At 70.2% G+C, this 18,415-nt stretch carries 17 protein-coding genes; 5 read left to right on the forward strand and 12 right to left on the reverse strand.

Features of this window, described 5'->3' with window-relative positions; translation table 11 throughout:
* Positions 1-94: 94 nt before the first annotated feature.
* The gene (locus tag R9Z33_RS07485) at positions 95-1,516 is read left to right on the forward strand and encodes an amidase (protein ID WP_318650681.1); all 1,422 of its coding nucleotides are present in this window, start codon (positions 95-97) and stop codon (positions 1,514-1,516) included.
* Here R9Z33_RS07485 and R9Z33_RS07490 read toward each other — a convergent pair.
* The 8 genes from R9Z33_RS07490 to R9Z33_RS07525 all read right to left on the reverse strand — a co-directional run bounded on the left by R9Z33_RS07490 (position 1,506) and on the right by R9Z33_RS07525 (position 9,633).
* Positions 1,506-2,483, reverse strand: coding sequence for a phosphoribosylaminoimidazolesuccinocarboxamide synthase (locus tag R9Z33_RS07490; protein WP_318650682.1), 978 nt, complete (start codon positions 2,481-2,483; stop codon positions 1,506-1,508). The genes R9Z33_RS07485 and R9Z33_RS07490 overlap by 11 nt on opposite strands.
* Before the next feature lie 23 nt (positions 2,484-2,506).
* Entirely contained in the window at positions 2,507-4,126 is a 1,620-nt protein-coding gene (locus R9Z33_RS07495) for a flavin-containing monooxygenase (RefSeq protein WP_318650683.1), read from the reverse strand.
* 78 nt (positions 4,127-4,204) lie between these two features.
* Entirely contained in the window at positions 4,205-4,924 is a 720-nt protein-coding gene (locus tag R9Z33_RS07500; RefSeq protein ID WP_318650684.1) for an ABC transporter ATP-binding protein, read from the reverse strand.
* Entirely contained in the window at positions 4,921-5,676 is a 756-nt protein-coding gene (locus tag R9Z33_RS07505; protein ID WP_318650685.1) for an ABC transporter ATP-binding protein, read from the reverse strand. Before R9Z33_RS07505 ends, R9Z33_RS07500 begins: the two co-directional genes overlap by 4 nt.
* The gene (locus R9Z33_RS07510; protein WP_318650686.1) at positions 5,673-6,461 is read right to left on the reverse strand and encodes an SDR family NAD(P)-dependent oxidoreductase; all 789 of its coding nucleotides are present in this window, start codon (positions 6,459-6,461) and stop codon (positions 5,673-5,675) included. Before R9Z33_RS07510 ends, R9Z33_RS07505 begins: the two co-directional genes overlap by 4 nt.
* Positions 6,458-7,414, reverse strand: coding sequence for a branched-chain amino acid ABC transporter permease (locus R9Z33_RS07515; protein WP_318650687.1), 957 nt, complete (start codon positions 7,412-7,414; stop codon positions 6,458-6,460). The genes R9Z33_RS07510 and R9Z33_RS07515 overlap by 4 nt, the downstream gene beginning before the upstream one ends.
* Positions 7,414-8,313: a branched-chain amino acid ABC transporter permease gene (locus R9Z33_RS07520; RefSeq protein WP_318650688.1), complete on the reverse strand. Its 900-nt coding sequence runs from the start codon at positions 8,311-8,313 to the stop codon at positions 7,414-7,416. The genes R9Z33_RS07515 and R9Z33_RS07520 overlap by 1 nt, the downstream gene beginning before the upstream one ends.
* Before the next feature lie 57 nt (positions 8,314-8,370).
* Entirely contained in the window at positions 8,371-9,633 is a 1,263-nt protein-coding gene (locus tag R9Z33_RS07525; protein WP_318650689.1) for an ABC transporter substrate-binding protein, read from the reverse strand.
* 192 nt (positions 9,634-9,825) lie between these two features.
* On the opposite strand from R9Z33_RS07525, the gene R9Z33_RS07530 reads away from it, so the two are divergent.
* Positions 9,826-10,872: an LLM class flavin-dependent oxidoreductase gene (locus R9Z33_RS07530; RefSeq protein WP_318650690.1), complete on the forward strand. Its 1,047-nt coding sequence runs from the start codon at positions 9,826-9,828 to the stop codon at positions 10,870-10,872.
* A gap of 1 nt (position 10,873) precedes the next feature.
* Here the strand turns inward: R9Z33_RS07530 and R9Z33_RS07535 are convergent, their stop codons facing one another.
* Positions 10,874-11,908 (reverse strand): Bug family tripartite tricarboxylate transporter substrate binding protein, encoded by a 1,035-nt coding sequence (locus R9Z33_RS07535; RefSeq protein WP_318650691.1) that lies wholly within the window; start codon positions 11,906-11,908, stop codon positions 10,874-10,876.
* A gap of 137 nt (positions 11,909-12,045) precedes the next feature.
* Here R9Z33_RS07535 and R9Z33_RS07540 point away from each other — a divergent pair, with 137 nt between their 5' ends.
* A complete protein-coding gene (locus R9Z33_RS07540; protein ID WP_318650692.1) occupies positions 12,046-13,587 on the forward strand; it encodes an amidohydrolase family protein in 1,542 nt (513 codons plus the stop codon).
* 6 nt (positions 13,588-13,593) lie between these two features.
* Here the strand turns inward: R9Z33_RS07540 and R9Z33_RS07545 are convergent, their stop codons facing one another.
* Entirely contained in the window at positions 13,594-14,580 is a 987-nt protein-coding gene (locus R9Z33_RS07545; RefSeq protein WP_318650693.1) for a Bug family tripartite tricarboxylate transporter substrate binding protein, read from the reverse strand.
* An 83-nt stretch (positions 14,581-14,663) separates the two neighbouring features.
* On the opposite strand from R9Z33_RS07545, the gene R9Z33_RS07550 reads away from it, so the two are divergent.
* Positions 14,664-15,839: an MFS transporter gene (locus R9Z33_RS07550; protein ID WP_318650694.1), complete on the forward strand. Its 1,176-nt coding sequence runs from the start codon at positions 14,664-14,666 to the stop codon at positions 15,837-15,839.
* Here R9Z33_RS07550 and R9Z33_RS07555 read toward each other — a convergent pair.
* Positions 15,821-16,207: a RidA family protein gene (locus tag R9Z33_RS07555; protein ID WP_318650695.1), complete on the reverse strand. Its 387-nt coding sequence runs from the start codon at positions 16,205-16,207 to the stop codon at positions 15,821-15,823. The two genes, R9Z33_RS07550 and R9Z33_RS07555, sit on opposite strands and share 19 nt — an antisense overlap.
* 75 nt (positions 16,208-16,282) lie before the next feature.
* On the opposite strand from R9Z33_RS07555, the gene R9Z33_RS07560 reads away from it, so the two are divergent.
* The gene (locus tag R9Z33_RS07560; RefSeq protein WP_318650696.1) at positions 16,283-17,266 is read left to right on the forward strand and encodes a Bug family tripartite tricarboxylate transporter substrate binding protein; all 984 of its coding nucleotides are present in this window, start codon (positions 16,283-16,285) and stop codon (positions 17,264-17,266) included.
* Between the two features lie 48 nt (positions 17,267-17,314).
* On the opposite strand, the gene R9Z33_RS07565 is transcribed toward R9Z33_RS07560, so the two are convergent.
* The gene (locus tag R9Z33_RS07565; RefSeq protein WP_318650697.1) at positions 17,315-18,292 is read right to left on the reverse strand and encodes a tripartite tricarboxylate transporter substrate binding protein; all 978 of its coding nucleotides are present in this window, start codon (positions 18,290-18,292) and stop codon (positions 17,315-17,317) included.
* Positions 18,293-18,415: the final 123 nt, after the last annotated feature.

Genomic DNA, 18,415 nt, shown 5'->3' on the forward strand with positions numbered 1-18,415 from the left:
GCGGGGCGCGCGGCACGCGGCCAAATGAAATCGCGCGGCGCGCTTGTGCCGCACCCGCTCCGGCGGAAGGATGCCTGGCCTGGAGGAGCGCCATATGCCGAGGATCGCAATCCGCAATGCCGATGCGCCGCAGGGCGGCTACGACCCCGCGTCGCGCCTCGCCGACTTCGAGGGCGCGCGCGCGGGCTTCCTCGCGGGCACCGACACGCCGCGCGCGCTGCTGGAGCGTGGGCTCGCCGTGATCGCCGCGCGGGAAGGGGAGGTGCAGGCCTTCGCGCATCTCGACATCGCGGGCGCGCGAGTCGCGGCGGATGCGGCGACCGGGCGCTATCGCGCCGGGCGGCCGCTCTCCGCGCTGGATGGCTGCCCCATCGCCATCAAGGACACGCTGGCCGTGCGCGGCATGCCGGGCGAGATGAACAGCGCCGTCTTCCGCGGCCATGTGGACACGCTCGATGCGGCCTGCGTCATGGCGCTGCGCGCGGCGGGGGGCGTGATCCTGGGCAAGACGCAGGTGCCGGAACTCACCATCGGCCGCGCGCCGCCCACGCGAAATCCCTTCGATGCGACGCGCACGGCAGGCGCTTCCTCCAGCGGCAGTGGCGCCGCGGTGGGGGCGGGGATGGTGCCGGTCGCGATCGGCAACCAGACGGGCGGCTCGCTGATCCGCCCCTCCTCCTTCAACGGCATCTACGGCTTCAAGCCGAGCTGGGGCGCGCTCAATGTCGCGGGCATGCATGCGATCGCGCCCAGCCAGGATCATATCGGCCCGATGGCCGCCTCGCTCGCCGATGCCTGGCGCACGGCCTGGGAGATCTCGGCGCGGGCCGGCGGGCACAATGGCCATCCCGGCCTCACCGGCACCGCCGAACCGCCGCGCGCCTTGCGTCCGCGCCGGATCGCCCTGCTGCGCACGCGCGGCTGGGCGGAGTTGGATGACGCGACGCGCGAGGGGTTCACGCGGGTGCTCGCCGTGCTGGAGCAGGCGGGCGCCGGCATCGTCGAGGCGGGCGGCGATGGCGCGCTGGCGGAATTGGAGCGGTTGCTGCTGGAGGCGGACCGCATCTCCAACGACATCATCATGTATGAGGCGCGCTGGCCCTATGGCGCCTGGATGGCGGCGCACGGCGAAGGGGCGCTAGGCGAGGCGGTGCGGGCGCGCATCGCCCATGGCCTTGCGATGACGCCGGCCGATTACCGCCGCGCGCTGGCGGAGCGAGACGCGATCCGCGCCGCCATCGGCGCGATCGGGGCCGGGGTGGATGGCTTCATCACCCTCGCCTCCTCAGGCCCTGCGCCGCAGGATGGCGCCGCGGCGGACCAGGCGGGCGCGCATATGAAGACGGGCAGCCGCAGCTTCCTCTCGCCCTGGTCCATGGTGGGCGGGCCCTCGCTCAGCCTGCCGTTGCTGGTGGTGGATGGCATGCCGGTGGGCGTGCAGCTGATGGGCCTGCCAGACCGGGACGCCGCCCTCTGCGCCGTCGCGGCCTGGATGGATGGGCTGTTCAGCGGGTGAACCAGGGCCTGAGATTGGCGCGCACCCGGTCGAGCACCGGCCCTTCGCCCTCGGGCAGGGTGAAGCGCTGGCCGGTGATGGTCTCATAGGCCTCGATATAGACCGCGGCGGTGCCGAGGATGAGCTCCTGCGGGATTTCTGGGATCTCGTCCTTGTAGGGGTCGCAGCGGGCGGCGACCCAGCTGCGGACGAAATCCTTGTCGAAGCTCTCGGGCTTCGCGCCCGCCTCGAACCGGGCCTGGAAGCTGGCCGCGCGCCAGTAGCGGCTGCTGTCGGGCGTATGGACCTCATCGGCCAGGATGATGCGGCCTTCGGCGTCGGTGCCGAATTCATACTTGGTGTCGGCCAGGATCAGCCCGCGCTCGGCGGCCATCTTCTGGCCACGCGCGAAGAGGGCGAGCGCATAGGCGGAGAGCTGCTCCCACTGCGCCTTGGTCAGCAGGCCGCGCTCCAGGATTTCGGCGGGGGTGAGCGGCGCGTCGTGCCCGCCGTCGAATTCCTTGCTGGTGGGCGTGATGATGGGATGCGGCAGGCGCTGGTTGTCGCGCATCCCATCCGGCAGGGTTACGCCATACATCTCGCGCTGGCCGGCCTTGTAGAGCGTGAGGATGGAGGTGCCGGTGGTGCCGGCCAGATAGTCGCGCACCACGATCTCGACCGGCAGGATGTCGAGCCGCTTGCCGATGACCACGTTCGGGTCGGGGTAGGAGATCACGTGGTTGGGGCAGATGTCGGCCGTCTGTTCGAACCAGAAGCGCGCAGTCTGCGTCAGCACCTGGCCCTTGAAGGGGATGGCGCAGAGGATGCGGTCGAAGGCGCTCAGCCGGTCGGTCGAGATCAGGATGCGGCTGCCATCGGGCAGGTCGTAATTCTCGCGCACCTTGCCGCTGTAGTGGTTCGGCAATTCCGGGATGGCGGCGTCCCGCAGGACGCGATGGGCATGGGGGCGGAGGGCTTCGAGATTCATGCCCCCCGCATAGCCCATCCGCCTCATTCTGTCAGCGCGAAGCCCTCATAGCCGCGGGCCGCCACATCGGCGCAGATCTTCGCGTAATGCGCCATGCCACCCGCATAGGGCATGAAGACGCGCGGCTTGCCCGGCACATTGGCGCCCAGATACCAGGAGCTGGAAGCCTGGGGCAGCAGCGTGGCCTCGGCCGCGCGGTTCACCTCCGCCACCCAGGAATCCGCGGCCTCGGCCGTCGCTTCCATGCGCGCGATGCCGTGCGCGCGCAGATGCGCGATGCAATCGGCGATCCATTCGGCGTGCTGCTCGATGGCGACGGGCATGTTGCACAGCACGGAGGGGCTGCCCGGGCCGGTGATGGTGAACATGTTGGGGAAGCCTGGCACCTGCAGCCCCAGATGGCTGCGCGGCCCGGCGGCCCAGGCCTCGCTGAGCGGCTGGCCGTCCCGTCCCTCGATGTTCAGGCGCAGCAGCGGGCCGGTCATGGCGTCGAAGCCGGTGGCGAAGACGATGATGTCCACCTCGTATTCGCGCCCGCCGGTGACGATGCCGCGCGGCGTGATGCGCTCGATCGGCGCCTTGCGGACATCCACCAGCGTCACGTTGTCGCGGTTGAAGGTCTCGAAGTAGTGGCTGTCGATCGGCGGGCGCTTGGCGGCATAGGGGTGATCGATGTCGGCGAGAAGCTCGGCGGTGGCCGGGTCCTTCACGATGCTGCGGATCTTGCGCTTGATGAATTCGGCCGCCGTCGCATTGGCCTCGAGGCTCTGGAGGATGTCGCCGAAGGTGGCGCGGAATTGCAGCCCGCCCTTGGCCCAGGCCTGTTCGAACAGCGCCTCGCGCTCGGCGGGGTCGGCGTCGAGGGCGGAGCGCTGCGAGATGTTGAAGGGATGGCCGTTGGTGTTGCTGGTCATCACCGCGCGGAGATGGTCGTAGTTCGCCTTCACCCATTGCTTGAACTCGGGCGTGAGTGGCGCGTTGTGGGCGGGCACGCTGTAATTGGCGGTGCGCTGGAAGACGGTCAGGTGCTTCGCCTGCGCCGCGATGACCGGCACGGCCTGGATGCCGGTGGAGCCGGTGCCGATCTGGCCCACGCGCTTGCCGGTGAAGTCCACGCCCTCATGCGGCCATTCGCCGGTATGGTACCAATCGCCCTCGAAGGATTCGAGGCCGGGGATCTTGGGCACATTGGCGGTGGAGAGGCAGCCCACGGCGGTGATGAGATAGGTGGCGGTAAAGCTCTGGCCGCGCGCGGTGCTGATGCGCCAGAGATTCGCCGCGGCATCATAGCGCGCGCCGGTGACGCGGGTGCCGAAGCGGATGCTGCGCTTCAGGTCCAGTTTTTCCGCCACGAAGTTCATGTAGCGCATGATCTCGGGCTGCTGCGGATAGCGCTCGGACCATTCCCATTCCTGCTGGAGCTCCTTCGAGAACATGTAGCAATAGGAATGGCTCTCGGAATCGCAGCGCGCGCCGGGGTAGCGGTTCCAGTACCAGGTGCCGCCCACGCCCTCGCCCATCTCCAGCACGCGGACATCGAGGCCGAGTTTGTCCCGCAGGAGATGCAGCTGATACATGCCGGAGAAGCCCGCCCCGATGATGACGGCGTCCAGATGTTCGGCGGGCATCATGGTGTCGGGCATGGCGATGTTCTCCTGGGCGCGTGATTTGTCCGCATGTTTTTGCCGGTGCGGGTTCGCGTCAAGTGCGCGAAACGCGGGTCAGACCTGGAGGTAGCGCGCCTGCACCTCGGGGTCGGCGCGGAACTGCTCCACGCTGCCGCGCCAGACGATGCTGCCCTTGTCGATCACCGCGACGCGCGTGGCGACGGCGAGGCAGAAGCGGCTGTTCTGCTCGGCCAGGATGATGGTGGTGCCGAGGTCGCGAAGCCGGCGTATCAATGCGCCGATCTCCTGCACGATGAGTGGCGCCAGCCCCTCCGAGGGCTCGTCCAGCAGCAGCACGGCGGGGTTGCCCATCAGGCTGCGCGCGATGGTGAGCATCTGCTGCTCGCCGCCGGAAAGCCGACCCGCCATGCGCCGCCAGAGCGGCTGCAGCAGGGGAAACATCTCGAAGGCGCGGGCGCGGTTCCACTCGCTGCCGCCCACCCCCAGGCGCTCGGCGATCTCGAGGTTTTCTTCCACCGTGTGCTCGGGAAAGACCTGCCGGTCCTCGGGCACATAGGCGATGCCGGCGCGCGCGATCCGATAGGGCTTCTGCCCCGCCACATCCTGCCCGCGGATGACGACGCGCCCGGCCCTGGGCGGCAGCAGGCCCGCGATGGCCTTGAAGGTCGTGCTCTTGCCCGCGCCGTTGCGGCCCATGAGCGCGAGGGTTTCGCCGCGCTCCACCTCCAGCTTCACGCCGAAGAGCACCTGGCTTGCGCCATAGGTGGCGTCGAGACCATCCACCACCAGTTCGCTTCCCCCATGGTTGCTCATAGGGCGTGCTCCGCGCCGAGATAGGCCTCGACCACGGCCGGGTTGCGGCGCACCTCCTCCGGTGTGCCTTCGGCCAGGACCGCGCCGTAGCGCAGCACGCGCACGTTCTGCGCGATCTTGAAGACGATATCCATGTCGTGCTCGATGAAGATGAGCGTGAGCGAGCGCGCGGCCCAGAGGCGCTGCACGCGCTCGATCATGCGCCAGCGCTCATCCGGGCCCATGCCCGCGGTGGGCTCGTCCAGCAGCAGCACGCGCGGCTCCAGGGCGAGGGCGAGCGCGATGTCCAGCAGCTTCTGGTCGCCATGGGAGAGATGCCGCGCCTCTGTGCGGGCGAGCTGCGTCAGGCCGCAAAGCTCCATCACCTCCTCCGCCTGGCGCTTCACATCGGGCGGCGGGAAGCTCTGCAGCAGGCTCGCGGTGCGGCCGGCATGGGCCATCAGGCCGGCGGCCAGGCTGTCTTCCACGGTGAAGGTGGGAAACAGGTTCGCCACCTGGAAGGCGCGGCCGATGCCCCGGCGGACGATCTCCCGCCGGTCCAGCCCGGTGATCGAGACGCCGTCCAGCAGCACCTGACCAGCGGTGACCGGCAGCTTGCCGGTGATGAGGTGAAACAGCGTGGTCTTGCCCGCGCCATTGGGGCCGATGATGGCCGAGAGCGTGCCCGGCTCGAAGGTCAGGCTGACATCATCGGTCGCGACCACGCCGCCGAAGGCCTTGCGCAGGCCGCGCAGCTCGAGGTGCCCGGTCATGGCAGGTTCCCCCGCGCGGGCGGCAGCCCGCCATAGGTGGCCCAGGAGCCGGCGACCAGCCAGCCCGCATCCACCGGCAGGTTGATGCCGGTGATGCTGCGCGCGGCGTCGGAGGCGAGGAAGAGCACGGCTTCCGCGATGTCCTCCGGCGTCACCATGCGGCCCTGGGCGGCGGCGTTCTCCAGCAGCCCCGGGTCGCGCTCGCCGGCGGCGATGGCGCTGGCAAGGGCCGGCGTCAGCGTGAAGCCGGGCGAGACCGCGTTCACCCGCACGCCGGAGCGGCCCCATTCGGCGGCGAGGCAGCGCGTCATCTCGATCACCGCGGCCTTGGCCGGCGAATAGGCGTGCAGCGGCATGGAGCGCATGCCGGCGATGGAGGCGATGGTCACGATGCTCCCCTGGCCGCGCCGCGCCATGCGCCCGCCGAAGGCGACGGCGGAATTCCAGGTGCCGATCTGGTCGATCCGCACCACCTCCTCCACATCGGCCTCGCTCAGAAGCTCGGCGCGCAGCGGGCGTTGCAGCACGCCGGCCGAGGTGACGAGGATGTCCACCGGGCCGAGACGCGCCTCGATCTCGGCGGCGGCCTCGTCATTGGCCGCCCGGTGGCCCACATCGAGCGCCAGGGCCGTGCCGCCGATCTCCTGCGCCAGCGCCTCCGCGCGGGCGAGGTCTCGGTCGGTCACCACCACGCGCGCGCCGCGTTCGGCGAGCATGCGGGAGCAGGCGGCGCCGATGCCGCTGGCGCCGCCGGTGATGACGGCAATGCGTCCCGTGAAGCTCATGGCTGGCCCCCCTTGCGCGCGCGCCAGTGCTCCACCACGAAATCCAGCAGCCCCTTGCGAAGGCCGAGCACGATGATGAGCAGGATGATGCCGAAGAACAGGCCGTGATGCTCGGTCAGCGCCGTGATCCAGTCATTCAGCAGCAGGAAGATCCCGGTGCCGACCAGCGGGCCGAGGAAGACCGAGACGCCGCCCAGCATGATCATGAAGATCGCCTCGCCCGAGGTGGTCCAGAACGCGAAGGATGGAAAGGCGCCGGAGACGTAAAGGCTCATCAGCACGCCCGCCAGGCCGGCGAAGCCGCCCGCGATGACGAAGGCGGCGAGGCGATAGCGAAAGACCGAAAGCCCGACGAAGGCGGCACGGTCCGGATTGTCGCGCAGCATGCGAAGGGCCGCGCCGAAGGGCGAGCGCAGCACCTGCCGCAGGATCACCGCCGAGAACAGCAGGCAGAACACGCTGAACCCCGCCAGATGGTCCTGCCGGGCGAGGTCGATGCCGAGGAAGGGGGGCTTCGGAATGCCGCCCATCAGCCCCTGGTCGCCGCCGGTCAGGCCGATCCAGGAGAGGATCAGCGAATGCAGCAGCATCTGGAAGGCGAGGGTGAGGAAGGCGAAGTAGATCTCGGAGAGCCGCACGCACAGCGCGCCGATCACCAGCGCCAGCAGCGCGGTCAGCGCCACCGCGGCCAGGATGGCGGCGGGGATGGACCAGGCGCCGGTCTGCATCAGCAGTCCGAAGCTATAGGCCCCCATGCCGAAATAGGCCGCATGCCCGAAGGAGACGAGGCCGGCGCTGCCGATCAGGAGGTTGAGCGAGAGGGCCAGCAGCCCGAAGGTGGCGAAGCGGATGGTGAAATCCACCAGGCCCGGCGAGCGCATGCCGGCGAATTCCAGCGCCAGGAAGGCGACCAGGACGGCGAGCGCGATGCCCGCATCACGGCCAAAGCCCATCAGCCGCGCCTCCCGCCGAGGCCGCTGGGCCTGAGGATCAGCACCAGCGCCATGATCACGAACATCGCGCCCTCGACGAAGAGCGGAAAGCCGATGGAGCCGAAGGAGCGGGTGAGCCCCAGGATCAGCGAGGCGGCAAGCGCGCCGCCGATCGAACCCATGCCGCCGATGACGGTGACGATGAAGCTCTCGATCAGGATGGAGACGCCAGCCCCCGGCACAACGGAGCGGATCGGCGCGGAAAGCGCGCCCGCCGCACCCGCCAGCCCCGCGCCGATGGCGAACACCGCCGCATAGATGACGGTGGTGTTGATGCCCAAGGCCCCCACCATCCCCGGATTCACCGCCGCCGCGCGTACGATGCGGCCGAAGCGCGTCCGCCCCATGCCCCAGGCGAGGGCGACCGCGATCAGGGCCGTGATGCCGAAGAGGATCGCGTAGAAATAGGGCACGATCCCGCCACCGATGATGAAGGGCGGATGGAGGAAGGTGGGTGGTACGCCCATGTTCCGGAAATCAGCGCCCCAGATGATCTTCACCACATCATCCAGGATCAGGATGATGGCGTAGCAGACCAGCAGCTGCATCAGCACATCCTGCCCGTAGATGCGGCTCAGCAGGAAGCGCTCGAAGAGCAGGCCGAGCAGCGCGGCGCCGAGCGTGCCCGCCACCACCGCCAGCGCGAAGCTGCCCGTGGGTTCATAGGCCGCCAGCGCGAAATAGGCGCCCATCATGTAGAGCGAGCCATGGGCGAAATTGGTGATGCCGAGCACGCCGAAGATCAGCGTGAGCCCGGAGGCGACGAGAAACAGCAGCATGCCGATGGTCAGCCCCGCGGCCAGCTGCGTGACCATGCAGGAGACGGAGGTGACGCATTCGGCGAGTTCAGTGAGTTCCATCAGGGGCTTCCGCGCAGGAGTGGGTCAAAGGGCGGCCGCCCCGGATGAGCGCTGGGGTCAGGTCCAGCCCTTGGCGCGCTTCCACTCGGCCTCGAGCCGCAGGATGGTCGCCCAATCGGCCTTCTGCATGTTCTCGACGAAGGGATCGGCGCTGATCGTGGTGCCCCAGCCGATGGCGTAGTTGATCAGCGTCTGGTCCTCCGCACGCATGGTCACGGTGCCGTCGGCGGCGAAGGGGCTCGGGATGGTCATGCCCTTCAGCTTGGCCGCCAGCTCGCGCGGGTTGGTGCCGCCCACCTGGCGCAGCGCCGTCGTCAGCAGGCGGACGGCGGTGGCCGACTGCCAGGACCAGTTGGTGGGGAAGGTGTTGAAGCGGCGGTTATACTCCGTCGCGAAGGCCTGGTTCTCCGGCACGGGCGGGAAGTTCCGCAGGTAGCGATTGCCCGAATGCACGCCGCGCGGCAGGTTCCGCACCTGCTGCAGCGTCGTGTAGTCGGCCATGTTGACCGCGAAGAACTGCGACTGCGCGAAGAGACCGAAGATCGAGGCCTGCTCGACGAAGGTCACGAGGTCCCCTGCCCAGAGGCAGGAATAGATCGCCTGCGGGCGGCCCTGGCTCAGGCGGGTGATGTTCTCGGTGTAGTCGGGCTGGAAGAGGCGCGGCCAGGTCTCGCCCGTGATCTGGATGTCGGCGTTGAAGCTGCGGGCGAATTCCACGAATTCAGCGGTCGTGTCGCGGCCATAGGCATAGTCGGGCGAGATGGTCATCCAGCGGCGCAGATTGCGCTGCCGCGCGATATTGGCGGCGTAGTAGCCGCCCGCGATCGAGTCATGGATGCCCTGCCGCGCCACGCGGAAGGCGTTCCAGAAGCGCTGGCGCGGATCGGCGGTCAGCGAGGACGTCTCGGAATTGATGTGGAAGGTCAGCGTTCCCGTCTCGCGCACCACCTCATGGATGGCGAAGCCGCCCGAGGAGGGTTCCGCGTCGAACAGGACATCCACCTGGTCGCTGCTGATCATCTCACGCGCGATGCGCGCGGCCTCGGCCGGCACGCCGCGGCTGTCGCGGACGATCAGCTCGATCGGGCGCCCATCCAGGCCGCCGGCGGCATTGAAGGCGTCCACCTCCATCTGCATCGCGTTGCGCGAGGAGATGCCGAGCTGCGCGACGCGACCCGAGAGGATGGTGGGCACGCCGATCTTGATGGGCTGGCGCGGCTGGGTGAAGCCCAGGCGCGGGAAGCCGGTGATGGCGGCGGCCGCACCCGCCGCGCCCAGGATGCCACGGCGGCGGAGGCCCGCCCTTGTGCTGTCGCTCATGCTCGTCTCTTCCCTTACGTTCGCGGCGTGCCGCCTTGGTCTTGTGCCCGCGCTCTTGCGTCGGTTGATGCCTTGGACGGCAAAACGCTAGGCGCGTGTTCCGCGCGCTGTCAATTCGACAGCGAAGGCTTGGCATGCGCGGCGAAACCCCTGTTTACTTCCCGTGCTCCGCACTGCGGGAAAGGCCGTCGCATGGATTTCGCCCTGTTCAACCTGATGTCCCTCAACCACGCCGAGGAGACGCCCGGGGAGGTGATGGCGCTGACCACCGCCGCCGTGCAGCAGGCCGAGGCCCTGGGCTTCGATTCCACCTGGTTTGCCGAGCACCACTTCACCAGCGCCTCCGTCTGCGCCTCGCCCCTGATGATGGCGGCGCATTGCGCGGCGCTGACCAAGCGCATTCGCCTCGGCCCCGCCGTGGTGGTGCTGCCGCTGCACCACCCGCTGCGCGTGGTGCAGGAGGTGGGGATGCTGAACATCCTGACCGGCGGCCGGCTCAACCTCGGCATCGGCACGGGCCACCAGCCGCACGAGTTCCGCAGCTTCGGCGTGGATCTCGCGGCGCGCACGGAGATCCTGACCGAGGGGTGGGACATCCTGGAGCAGGGACTTCGCACCGGCGTGGTCGAGCATGCGGGCACACATTACCAGATTCCCGCCACGCCCATCTGCATCCCAAGCGCGATGCCGCCGCTCTATCTCGCCGGCGGCAGCCCCGATCTGCTGGCCCGCGCCGCGCGCTGCGGGGCCACGCCGCTGATCAGCCAGGGCCTGCGCGAGGCGGAGGCGGCGCTGCCGCTCAAGGCGCGCGCCGAGGCCGGCTATCGCGCGGGCGGCTTCACCGGACGCGACATTCCGCTCGGCATCCAGCGCTATGTCTTCGTGACCGAGGACCCGGCCGAGCAGCGGCAGGCGGCGGAGGGGCTGCTCAAGCTCGCGCGCGCCACGCTCTCGCTGCGCGACGACGTGCCGCCGCGCGACGGCGTCATGATGCGCTCCGTGCCCTATGAGGGTGAGCCCAGCGTGGAGTGGCTGCTGGAGCGCGCGCCGATCGGTCCGGCCGAGAAGGTCGCGCGCATCCTGGCGCATGACATGCGCGTGCTCCGCCCCTCGCATATGAGCCTCTACATGGGCTTTTCCGGCCTGCCGCGGGGCCGGGTGCTGGAGGCGCTCGAGCGGCTGGGGCGGGACGTGCTGCCTGTGCTGCGCCGGGGCGAGGCGTTGGCGCTCGCCTCCTGAGCTACTCTACCCGCGCGCCCACGCGCTCCACGATGGCGCGCCAGGTGACAAGGTCGCGTGCCAGGCGCGCGCTGGTGGCCGGCCCGTCCGCCACGGCCGGCGTGAAGCCCATGGCGACCACGCGCTCCTCGATTTCGCGCTCGCGTGCCACGCGGGTGAAGACGTCCGAGAGGCGGCGCACGATGGGAGCCGGCGTGCGGGCCGGAACCAGCAGGCTGTACCAGGTGGTGCTGTCGAAGCCTGGCAGGTTGCAGGCCTCGGCCAGGGTCGGAATCTCGGGCACCGCCGGCACGCGGGTGGCGGAGGTGACGCCGAGCAGCCTCACCCGGCCCTGGCGATAGGCCTCGATCACCGGGCCGGTCTGGTAGAAGAAGAGGTCCACATCGCCCTGGTAGAGCGCGGTGATGGCGAAGGGCCCGCCGCGATAGGGCACGTGCACGAGATCCAGCCCGAAGGCGACCGCGAATTGCGCGGCGGCGAGATGCGTCGAGGCGCCGATGCCGGTGCTGGCATAGTTCATCCGCCCCGGCGCGGCGCGTGCGGCGCTGATCACCGCCTGGCAATCGGTGAATTGCGGCCGCCGCTCCGGGCTGACCGTGAGGAAGTTTGGCGCCTCGAAGGTCGTCAGCAGCGGGATGAAATCCGCCTGGGTGTCCACCGGCATGCGCGGGAAGACCGAGGGGCTGATGGAGAGCATGGCCGAGGTTGCGATCAGCACGGTGTGGCCGTCGGGCACGGCGCGGGCCGCATATTCCATGCCGATATTGCCCGAGGCGCCGGCGCGGATGTCGATCACCACGGGCACACCGAGTTCCTGCTGCACGCGGGCCTGGATGAGGCGGCCATAGATGTCGGGCGCGGTGCCGGCAGGGAAGCCCGTGACCAGCATCAGAGGCCGGCCCGGCTGCGGGAATTCCTGCGCGGTTGCGGGCGCCCAGACGCCCAGCAGGGCGGCCGCGGCCAGGATCACGTTGCGAAGCCCATGCGTCATCGAGGCATTTCCTTGTCCGATGGTGACCGTGCCGGCGTCCTTCACGCCGAGTGTGGAATGAATGGCGCGCGGCTTTCAAGCGGGAAGCGCGAGGGCGCTTTGACGCCGCGCGCGGCGGCACGATAGCCTTTGCCGGCGCAGCAGGAGGATCAGGGCATGGCACAGCAAGGGCGGCACGCGCGATGAGCCGCAGCCTGGTCCGCGGCCGCCACGTCATCTGCCGGGCACTGGACCGCGACCGCGCCGAGATCATCGAGAACGGCGCGGTGCTGCAGGAGGATGGCGTCATCCTCGAGATCGGCCCCTATGAGGATCTCGCGCGGCGGCACCAGGTGGATGAGGTGCTGGGCTCCGAGAACCACGTGGTGATGCCGGGCTTCGTGAACGCGCATCACCATGTGGGGCTGACGCCGCTGCAGTTGGGTTCGCCCGACATGCCGCTGGAGCTGTGGTTCGGCACGCGGCTCGCCGCGCGCAGCGTGGATCTCAGGCTCGACACCCTCTACTCCGCCTTCGAGATGGTGGAGAGTGGCATCACCACCGTGCAGCACCTGCAGGGCCGCCTGCCGGTGCCGCTGGCGAACATGGTGGCCGGCGCGACGGAGACGCTGCGCGCCTACCAGGATCTCGGCATGCGCGTCTCCTACGCGCATGGCATCCGTGACCAGAACCTGCTGGTGTATGAGGCGGACCAGCAGTTCCTGGCCCGCCTGCCGCCTGATCTGGCGCGGGAGCTGGCGCCCATGCTGGCGCGGCAATTGGCGCCGCTCGATGATCACTTCGCGCTGTTCGACGAGTTGCGCAGGCGCTTCGCCGATGACCCGCGCATCGCCATCCAGCTCGCGCCCGCCAACCTCCACTGGTGCAGCGACACCGCGCTGGAGCGCGTGCGCGAGGCCTGCGAGCGGACCGGCGTGCCGCACCACATCCATCTGCTGGAGACGCAGTACCAGAAGGCCTATGCCCACAAGCGGGCAGGGGTGGGCGCGCTGGAGCAGCTAGACCGCGCCGGGCTGCTCGGCCCGCATTGCACGCTCGGCCATGGCGTCTGGCTGACCGAGGCGGAGGTGGAGCGCGTGGCCGAGACGGGGACGCGCATCTGCCACAACTGCTCCTCCAACCTGCGGCTTCGCAGCGGCGTCGCCGCGCTGAACCACTGGGAGAAGCGCGGCGTGCGCGTCGCCATCGGCATTGACGAGGCCGGGTTGAATGATGACCGCGACATGCTGCTGGAGATGCGCCTCGTGCTGCGGCAACACCGCGTGCCGGGCATGAGCGAGGCGGACGTGCCCACCCCGGCCCAGGTCTTCCGCATGGCGACGGAGCACGGTGCCGCCACCACCGGCTTCGGCGAGACCGTCGGTAGGCTGGTGCCGGGCGCCCTGGCCGACATCGTGCTGCTCGACTGGCGGCAGGTCGCCTTTCCCTTCCTGGACGAGGACACGGATGTGCTCTCGGCCGTGGTGCAGCGCGCCAAGACCGGCGGCGTGGACAGCGTCATGGTGGCGGGCGAGGTGATCTATCGCGATCGGAAGTTCACCCGCGTGGACAAGGAGGCGGCGCTCGCCGCGCTGGCCGACCTGCTGAAGCGCCCGCGCACGGAGGAGGAGGAGCGGCGCCGCCTGGTCTCGCGCCGCGTCCTGCCCTTCATGCGCGACTTCTACGCCGACTACCTGCCGAAGGCCGAGCCCGCGCCCTTCTATGTCACCAGCGCGCGGCGCTGAGCCGCCTCAGCCCACGCTGATGCCGGCGCTGCGCACCACCTCGCGCCAGCGCGCGAGATCGGCGCTGATGGTGCGCGAGAGGGTGGCGGCATCCGTCGCCTCCACGGTAAAGCCCGTGGCGGCGAGGCGCGCCGCGATCTCCGGGTTGCGCAGCGTGGTCCGCAGCGTCTCCTCCATGCGGGCCTGCAAGGGTGCCGGAAGTCCGCGCGGCGTGACGATGCCGTGCCAGCTTCCGGTGGTGTAGTCGGCGAGGCCGGCTTCCGCGAAGGTCGGCACGTCGGGCAGCAGCGGGTGGCGCCGCGCGCCGCCGACGGCGATGGCACGCAGCCGCCCGCCCTGCACATGCGGCGCCACGGTGGCGAGGTTGAGCAGCGAGAGCTGCAAGGTGCCGGCAATCAGGTCCGTCACCGCCGCGCCGCCGCCGGGATAGGGGATGTGCGACTGCTCGGTGCCGGTCCGCAGCTTGAACAGTTCCATCCCCAGATGCTCCGACGAGCCGATGCCGGAGGAGCCATAGGAGGCGCGCGTCGGGTTGGCCTTCAGCCAGGCGATGAGTTCCGTGAGGTTGGTCGCCGGGAGGCTCGGGTTCACGACGAGGACGTTGGGCGCGCTGATGGCGAGCGTCAGCGCCGTCAGGTCATTCTCCGGGTCGAAGGGCGGGCGTGCGGCGAGCACGGGCGTGATGGTCATGAGGCCGCTTGCCGCGATGAAGAGCGTGTGGCCATCGGCCGGCTGGCGGGTGACATATTGCACGGCGACGACGCCATTGGCACCCGCGCGGTTCTCCACCAGGACGCTCTGCCCCACCGCCGCCTGCAATGGCCCGGCGAGTGCGCGGGCCAGCAGGTCGGACGGGCCGCCCGGCACGAAGGGGACGACGATGGAGACCGGCCGCGCGGGCCAGGCGGGTGGCGTGGTTTGCGCCATCGCGCCGCCGGATGCGGCAAGGCCGGTGAGGAGCTGGGCGGTAAGGACGCGGCGCGTGACGCTCATGGCAAGGGTTCCCGGCAGGACGGCGCCCCGGTGGCGCCGCGACGCCCGCCATGGCATGCAAGGCACATGCCGAGGGGGGACCGATGACCGGCGAGAAGATCCGCAACCTCGCGCTGCTCACGGGCGCGATCATGCTGGCGCCCGCCATCTGGTTTGCCGGCACGGCGGCGGTGCCGGCCCTGCTGCGCGACGGCGCGGTGACGCGCGGGGAGGCGGGCTGGCTGGTCGCCGCGGTGCAACTCGGCTTCGTCGCGGGGACGATTCTCTCGGCGCTGCTCTCGCTGGCGGATCGCTGGCCGTCACGCGCGCTCTTCTTCGGCGCGGCGACGGTGGCCGGGCTCGGCACCATCGCGCAGGCCTTCATCGAGCCCGCGGGCCTGGGCGCCTATGCGCTGCGCTTCGTCGCGGGCGCGGCCATGGCGGGCGTCTATCCGGTGGCGATGAAGCTGGCCTCGGGCTGGGCGCGCGGCGACCTTGGGTTGCTCATCGGCATCGTCGTCGGCGCGCTCACCATCGGTTCGGCCGCACCGCATGCGTTGCCGGGGCTGCTCGGCTCGGTGGATTGGCGACACATCTACCTCGCGGCGGGCGCGCTGGCGCTGCTCGGTGGCGTGCTCATCCTGCCGTTTCGTGAGGGACCGAACACGGCGAAGCGCCCGCCCTTCAACCCGCGCGCCGTTCTGCTGGCCTGGCGTGATCCTCGCCTGCGCCTCGCCAATGCCGGCTATCTCGGCCACATGTGGGAGCTCTACGCGGTCTGGGCCTGGGTCGGGCTGTTCCTCGCGCAGCAGGGTGCTGGCGGCGATGCGGGCGTGCTGACCGCGCTGGTGGTGGGCTCGGGCGCCATCGGCTGCGTGGGGCTCGGGCTGCTGGCGGATCGGTTCAACCGTGCGCGGATGGCGGCGGCCGCCATGTTCGTCTCGGGCGCCTGCGCGCTGCTGATCGGCGGCACGGCGGGCTGGGCGCTGCCGCTGACGCTGGTGCTGGCGGCGATCTGGGGCGTCTCCGTCGTCGCGGATTCAGCGCAGTTCAGCGCCTGCACCTCGCTCTGCGCGCCGCCCGAGCTGGTCGGCACCATGCTGACGGTGCAGACCTGCGCGGGCTTCCTGCTGACGGTGCCGGCCATCCAGCTCATGGCTTGGGCGGTGCCGGCGCTGGGCTGGGCGGGCGCCTTCGCCATCCTCGGCATCGGCCCGCTGCTGGGGGCGGTGGCGATGCTGAAGTTGGCGCCGCTGCTGCCTCAGTCGGTGCCGAGATAGGCGGTCGCATCGATCTCGACCAGGCAATCGGGCGAGCCGAGGCCGCTGACGATGCAGGAGACGCGGTGCGGCGGATCCTCCGCGAAATTGGCGAAATACACCTCGTTCATCGGCGCCCAGTTCGCGCGGTCCGTCACATAGACGGTGCACTTCACCACATCCTTCAGCGTGCCGCCGGCCGCCTCGATCAGCGCGCGAATGTTGTCGATGGTCTGCTGCGTCTGCGCGCGCACATCGCCGATGGCGAAGCGGCCCTCGCGGTCGCGCCCGGTCGAGCAGGCGAAGACGAAGCCGCCCGCCTTGCTGGCCTGGGCGAAGGGCAAAGCGGGCTTGAAGACCTTGTCGGTGGAGATGGCGGTTTTCGGCATGGGGGCCTCCCTCGGGCTTTGACGATGCCCGCCCAGTGTGGGAGCGTTTTGGCTTCGCTGCCAGGAGGCTTGGCCATGATGCAGGTGACCCGCCGCGCCGTCCTTCTCTCCGCGCTCGCCACGCCCGCGGTCGCGCAGATCATCAACCGGCCGATGCGCTGGGTGGTGCCCTTCCCGCCGGGCGGGGCCGCCGATGCCATCGCGCGCATCTGGGCCGAGGCCGTCACCACGCGCACCGGCCAGGCCATCGTGGTCGATAATCGCGGGGGCGCGAATGGACTGCTCGGCGTGCAGGCGGTGCTGCAGGCGCCGCCGGATGGCAGCACGCTCGGCGTGCTCAGCATTCCCTTCTTCACGGCGCTGCCGATGATGATGGCGAACCCACCCTATGATCCGGCGCGGGACCTGGTGCCGATCATCCGCCTCGTCACCTCCACCGTGCTCTGCTGCGTGACGGCCGAGCGCGCACGGGAGCGGGGCTGGACGGATTTCCGCGCCCTGATCAACGCGGCGAAGCGGCCCGGCGCGCGGGTGGTGAAGGGCTCGGCCGGCAATGGCTCGGCGGCGCATCTGCTGATCGCGACCATCGCCACGCGTTCGGGGGCGAATATCGAGCATGTGGCCTATCGCGGCGGGGCGCCCGCCTTGACCGACCTGCTGGGCGGGCAGATCGACATGGTGTTCGACTTCATGCCCGCGCTGATGCCGCATGTGGCGTCGGGCCGGCTGGTGCCGCTGGCGGTGGGCAGCAATGCGCGCAGCCCCCTGTTGCCGGATGTGCCGGGCCTGGGCGAGTTCACCGATCTCAACCTGGGCGATCTCGACATGCAGTCCTGGAATGCGCTGACGGGGCCGCGCGGCACGCCGCCCGAGGTGCAGCGCGCGATCGCGGAGGGCGTGCTGCGCAGCGCGGATGCGCCCGGCCTGGCGGAGCGGCTGCGTGCCAGCGGCCTGGTGCTGGCGACGAGCGCCGGCCCCGCCGCAACGGCCGCCCTGATCGCGGCCGACGCCCCGCGCTGGGCCGAAATGGTCCGCATTTCCGGCGCCAGGATCGAATAAGACGGGGTGTGGGGCCAATGGCCCCAGCCGCCGGAGGCCCCTTTCTCGTTACCCCGCATTCTGGGGCGTAATCCCGGCGGCCCGCGCCGCCGCCCCCCATTTCTCCATCTCCGCCTGCACGAAGTCCCGGCTTTGCTCCGGCGTGGAGGTGACGACCTCCGCCCCCAGGGTCCGGTGGCGGGCCAGCACGTCATCGCGGCGCAGCGCGGCATGGATCTCGGCCACGAGGCGGCTCAGGACGGGGGCGGGGATATTGGCAGGGCCGATCACCATGCCCCAGGTCGAGGCCTCGAAGCCGGGCAGGAATTCGCCCAGCGTCGGCACATCGGGGAGCTGAGGGGCGCGGGTGGCGCCGGTGGTGGCGAGCGCCTTCAACGTCCCGGCCTGGATGTGCGGCAGGGCGGCGGGCACCGTGTCGAACATCACATCCACGCGGCCGGCGATGAGGTCTGGATGGGCCTGGGTGCTGCCACGATAGGGGACGTAGGTCATCTCGATCCCGGTGCGCTGGGCGAAGAGCACGGGGGCCAGGCGCACCACGCCGGCCGTGCCGGCGAAGGTGAGGCGCCCGGCCGGCTGGCTCTTGGCATGGGCCACGAATTCGGCCGGCGTGCTGGGGGCGAAGGACCGGGCCGCGCACATCACCAGCGGCGTGCGGGTGGTCATGCTCAGGAAGGTGAAGTCCCTCACGGTGTCGAAGGGGAGGCGGTAGAAGGCGGCGTTGACGGGGTGGCCGACCGAGACCAGGCCCAGCGTGTGGCCGTCCGGGGCGGATTTGGCGATCACGTCGGTGCCGATCACGCCATCCGCCCCGGCCCGATTCTCGACCGGCACGGCTTGGCCCAGGGCGGCGGCCATGGGTTCGGCGATCAGGCGGGCGGTGATGTCCGAGACGCCGCCCGGCGTGTAGGGGACGATCATGCGGATGGGGCGGCTCGGGAAGGCCTGGGCGCGGCCTTGGGCAGCCCAGAGCAGGGCAGGGGCGGCCAGCAGGGTGGCGCGGCGGGTGATGGTCACTTCGGGCATGGGGGCTTCCTCCGGCGGGGTTGCTCCCCGCTCCGGGGTGATCCTGGGACATTCCGGCCCCGGCGGGAAGCCAAACCCGGTTCCGCGCTTTGACTTATGGGGCTTTGGCCCTATCTCCCCCCG

The organism is Sediminicoccus rosea (assembly GCF_033547095.1).
Classification (GTDB): Bacteria; Pseudomonadota; Alphaproteobacteria; order Acetobacterales; family Acetobacteraceae; genus Roseococcus; species Roseococcus rosea.

Bases quoted from the DNA above. Each gene is read 5' to 3' on its own strand.
- R9Z33_RS07485 (WP_318650681.1), top strand. From the start codon at position 95: ATGCCGAGGATCGCAATCCGCAATGCCGATGCGCCGCAGGGCGGCTAC.
- R9Z33_RS07490 (WP_318650682.1), bottom strand. From the start codon at position 2,483: ATGAATCTCGAAGCCCTCCGCCCCCATGCCCATCGCGTCCTGCGGGAC.
- R9Z33_RS07495 (WP_318650683.1), bottom strand. From the start codon at position 4,126: ATGCCCGACACCATGATGCCCGCCGAACATCTGGACGCCGTCATCATC.
- R9Z33_RS07500 (WP_318650684.1), bottom strand. From the start codon at position 4,924: ATGAGCAACCATGGGGGAAGCGAACTGGTGGTGGATGGTCTCGACGCC.
- R9Z33_RS07505 (WP_318650685.1), bottom strand. From the start codon at position 5,676: ATGACCGGGCACCTCGAGCTGCGCGGCCTGCGCAAGGCCTTCGGCGGC.
- R9Z33_RS07510 (WP_318650686.1), bottom strand. From the start codon at position 6,461: ATGAGCTTCACGGGACGCATTGCCGTCATCACCGGCGGCGCCAGCGGC.
- R9Z33_RS07515 (WP_318650687.1), bottom strand. From the start codon at position 7,414: ATGGGCTTTGGCCGTGATGCGGGCATCGCGCTCGCCGTCCTGGTCGCC.
- R9Z33_RS07520 (WP_318650688.1), bottom strand. From the start codon at position 8,313: ATGGAACTCACTGAACTCGCCGAATGCGTCACCTCCGTCTCCTGCATG.
- R9Z33_RS07525 (WP_318650689.1), bottom strand. From the start codon at position 9,633: ATGAGCGACAGCACAAGGGCGGGCCTCCGCCGCCGTGGCATCCTGGGC.
- R9Z33_RS07530 (WP_318650690.1), top strand. From the start codon at position 9,826: ATGGATTTCGCCCTGTTCAACCTGATGTCCCTCAACCACGCCGAGGAG.
- R9Z33_RS07540 (WP_318650692.1), top strand. From the start codon at position 12,046: ATGAGCCGCAGCCTGGTCCGCGGCCGCCACGTCATCTGCCGGGCACTG.
- R9Z33_RS07545 (WP_318650693.1), bottom strand. From the start codon at position 14,580: ATGAGCGTCACGCGCCGCGTCCTTACCGCCCAGCTCCTCACCGGCCTT.
- R9Z33_RS07550 (WP_318650694.1), top strand. From the start codon at position 14,664: ATGACCGGCGAGAAGATCCGCAACCTCGCGCTGCTCACGGGCGCGATC.
- R9Z33_RS07555 (WP_318650695.1), bottom strand. From the start codon at position 16,207: ATGCCGAAAACCGCCATCTCCACCGACAAGGTCTTCAAGCCCGCTTTG.
- R9Z33_RS07560 (WP_318650696.1), top strand. From the start codon at position 16,283: ATGATGCAGGTGACCCGCCGCGCCGTCCTTCTCTCCGCGCTCGCCACG.
- R9Z33_RS07565 (WP_318650697.1), bottom strand. From the start codon at position 18,292: ATGCCCGAAGTGACCATCACCCGCCGCGCCACCCTGCTGGCCGCCCCT.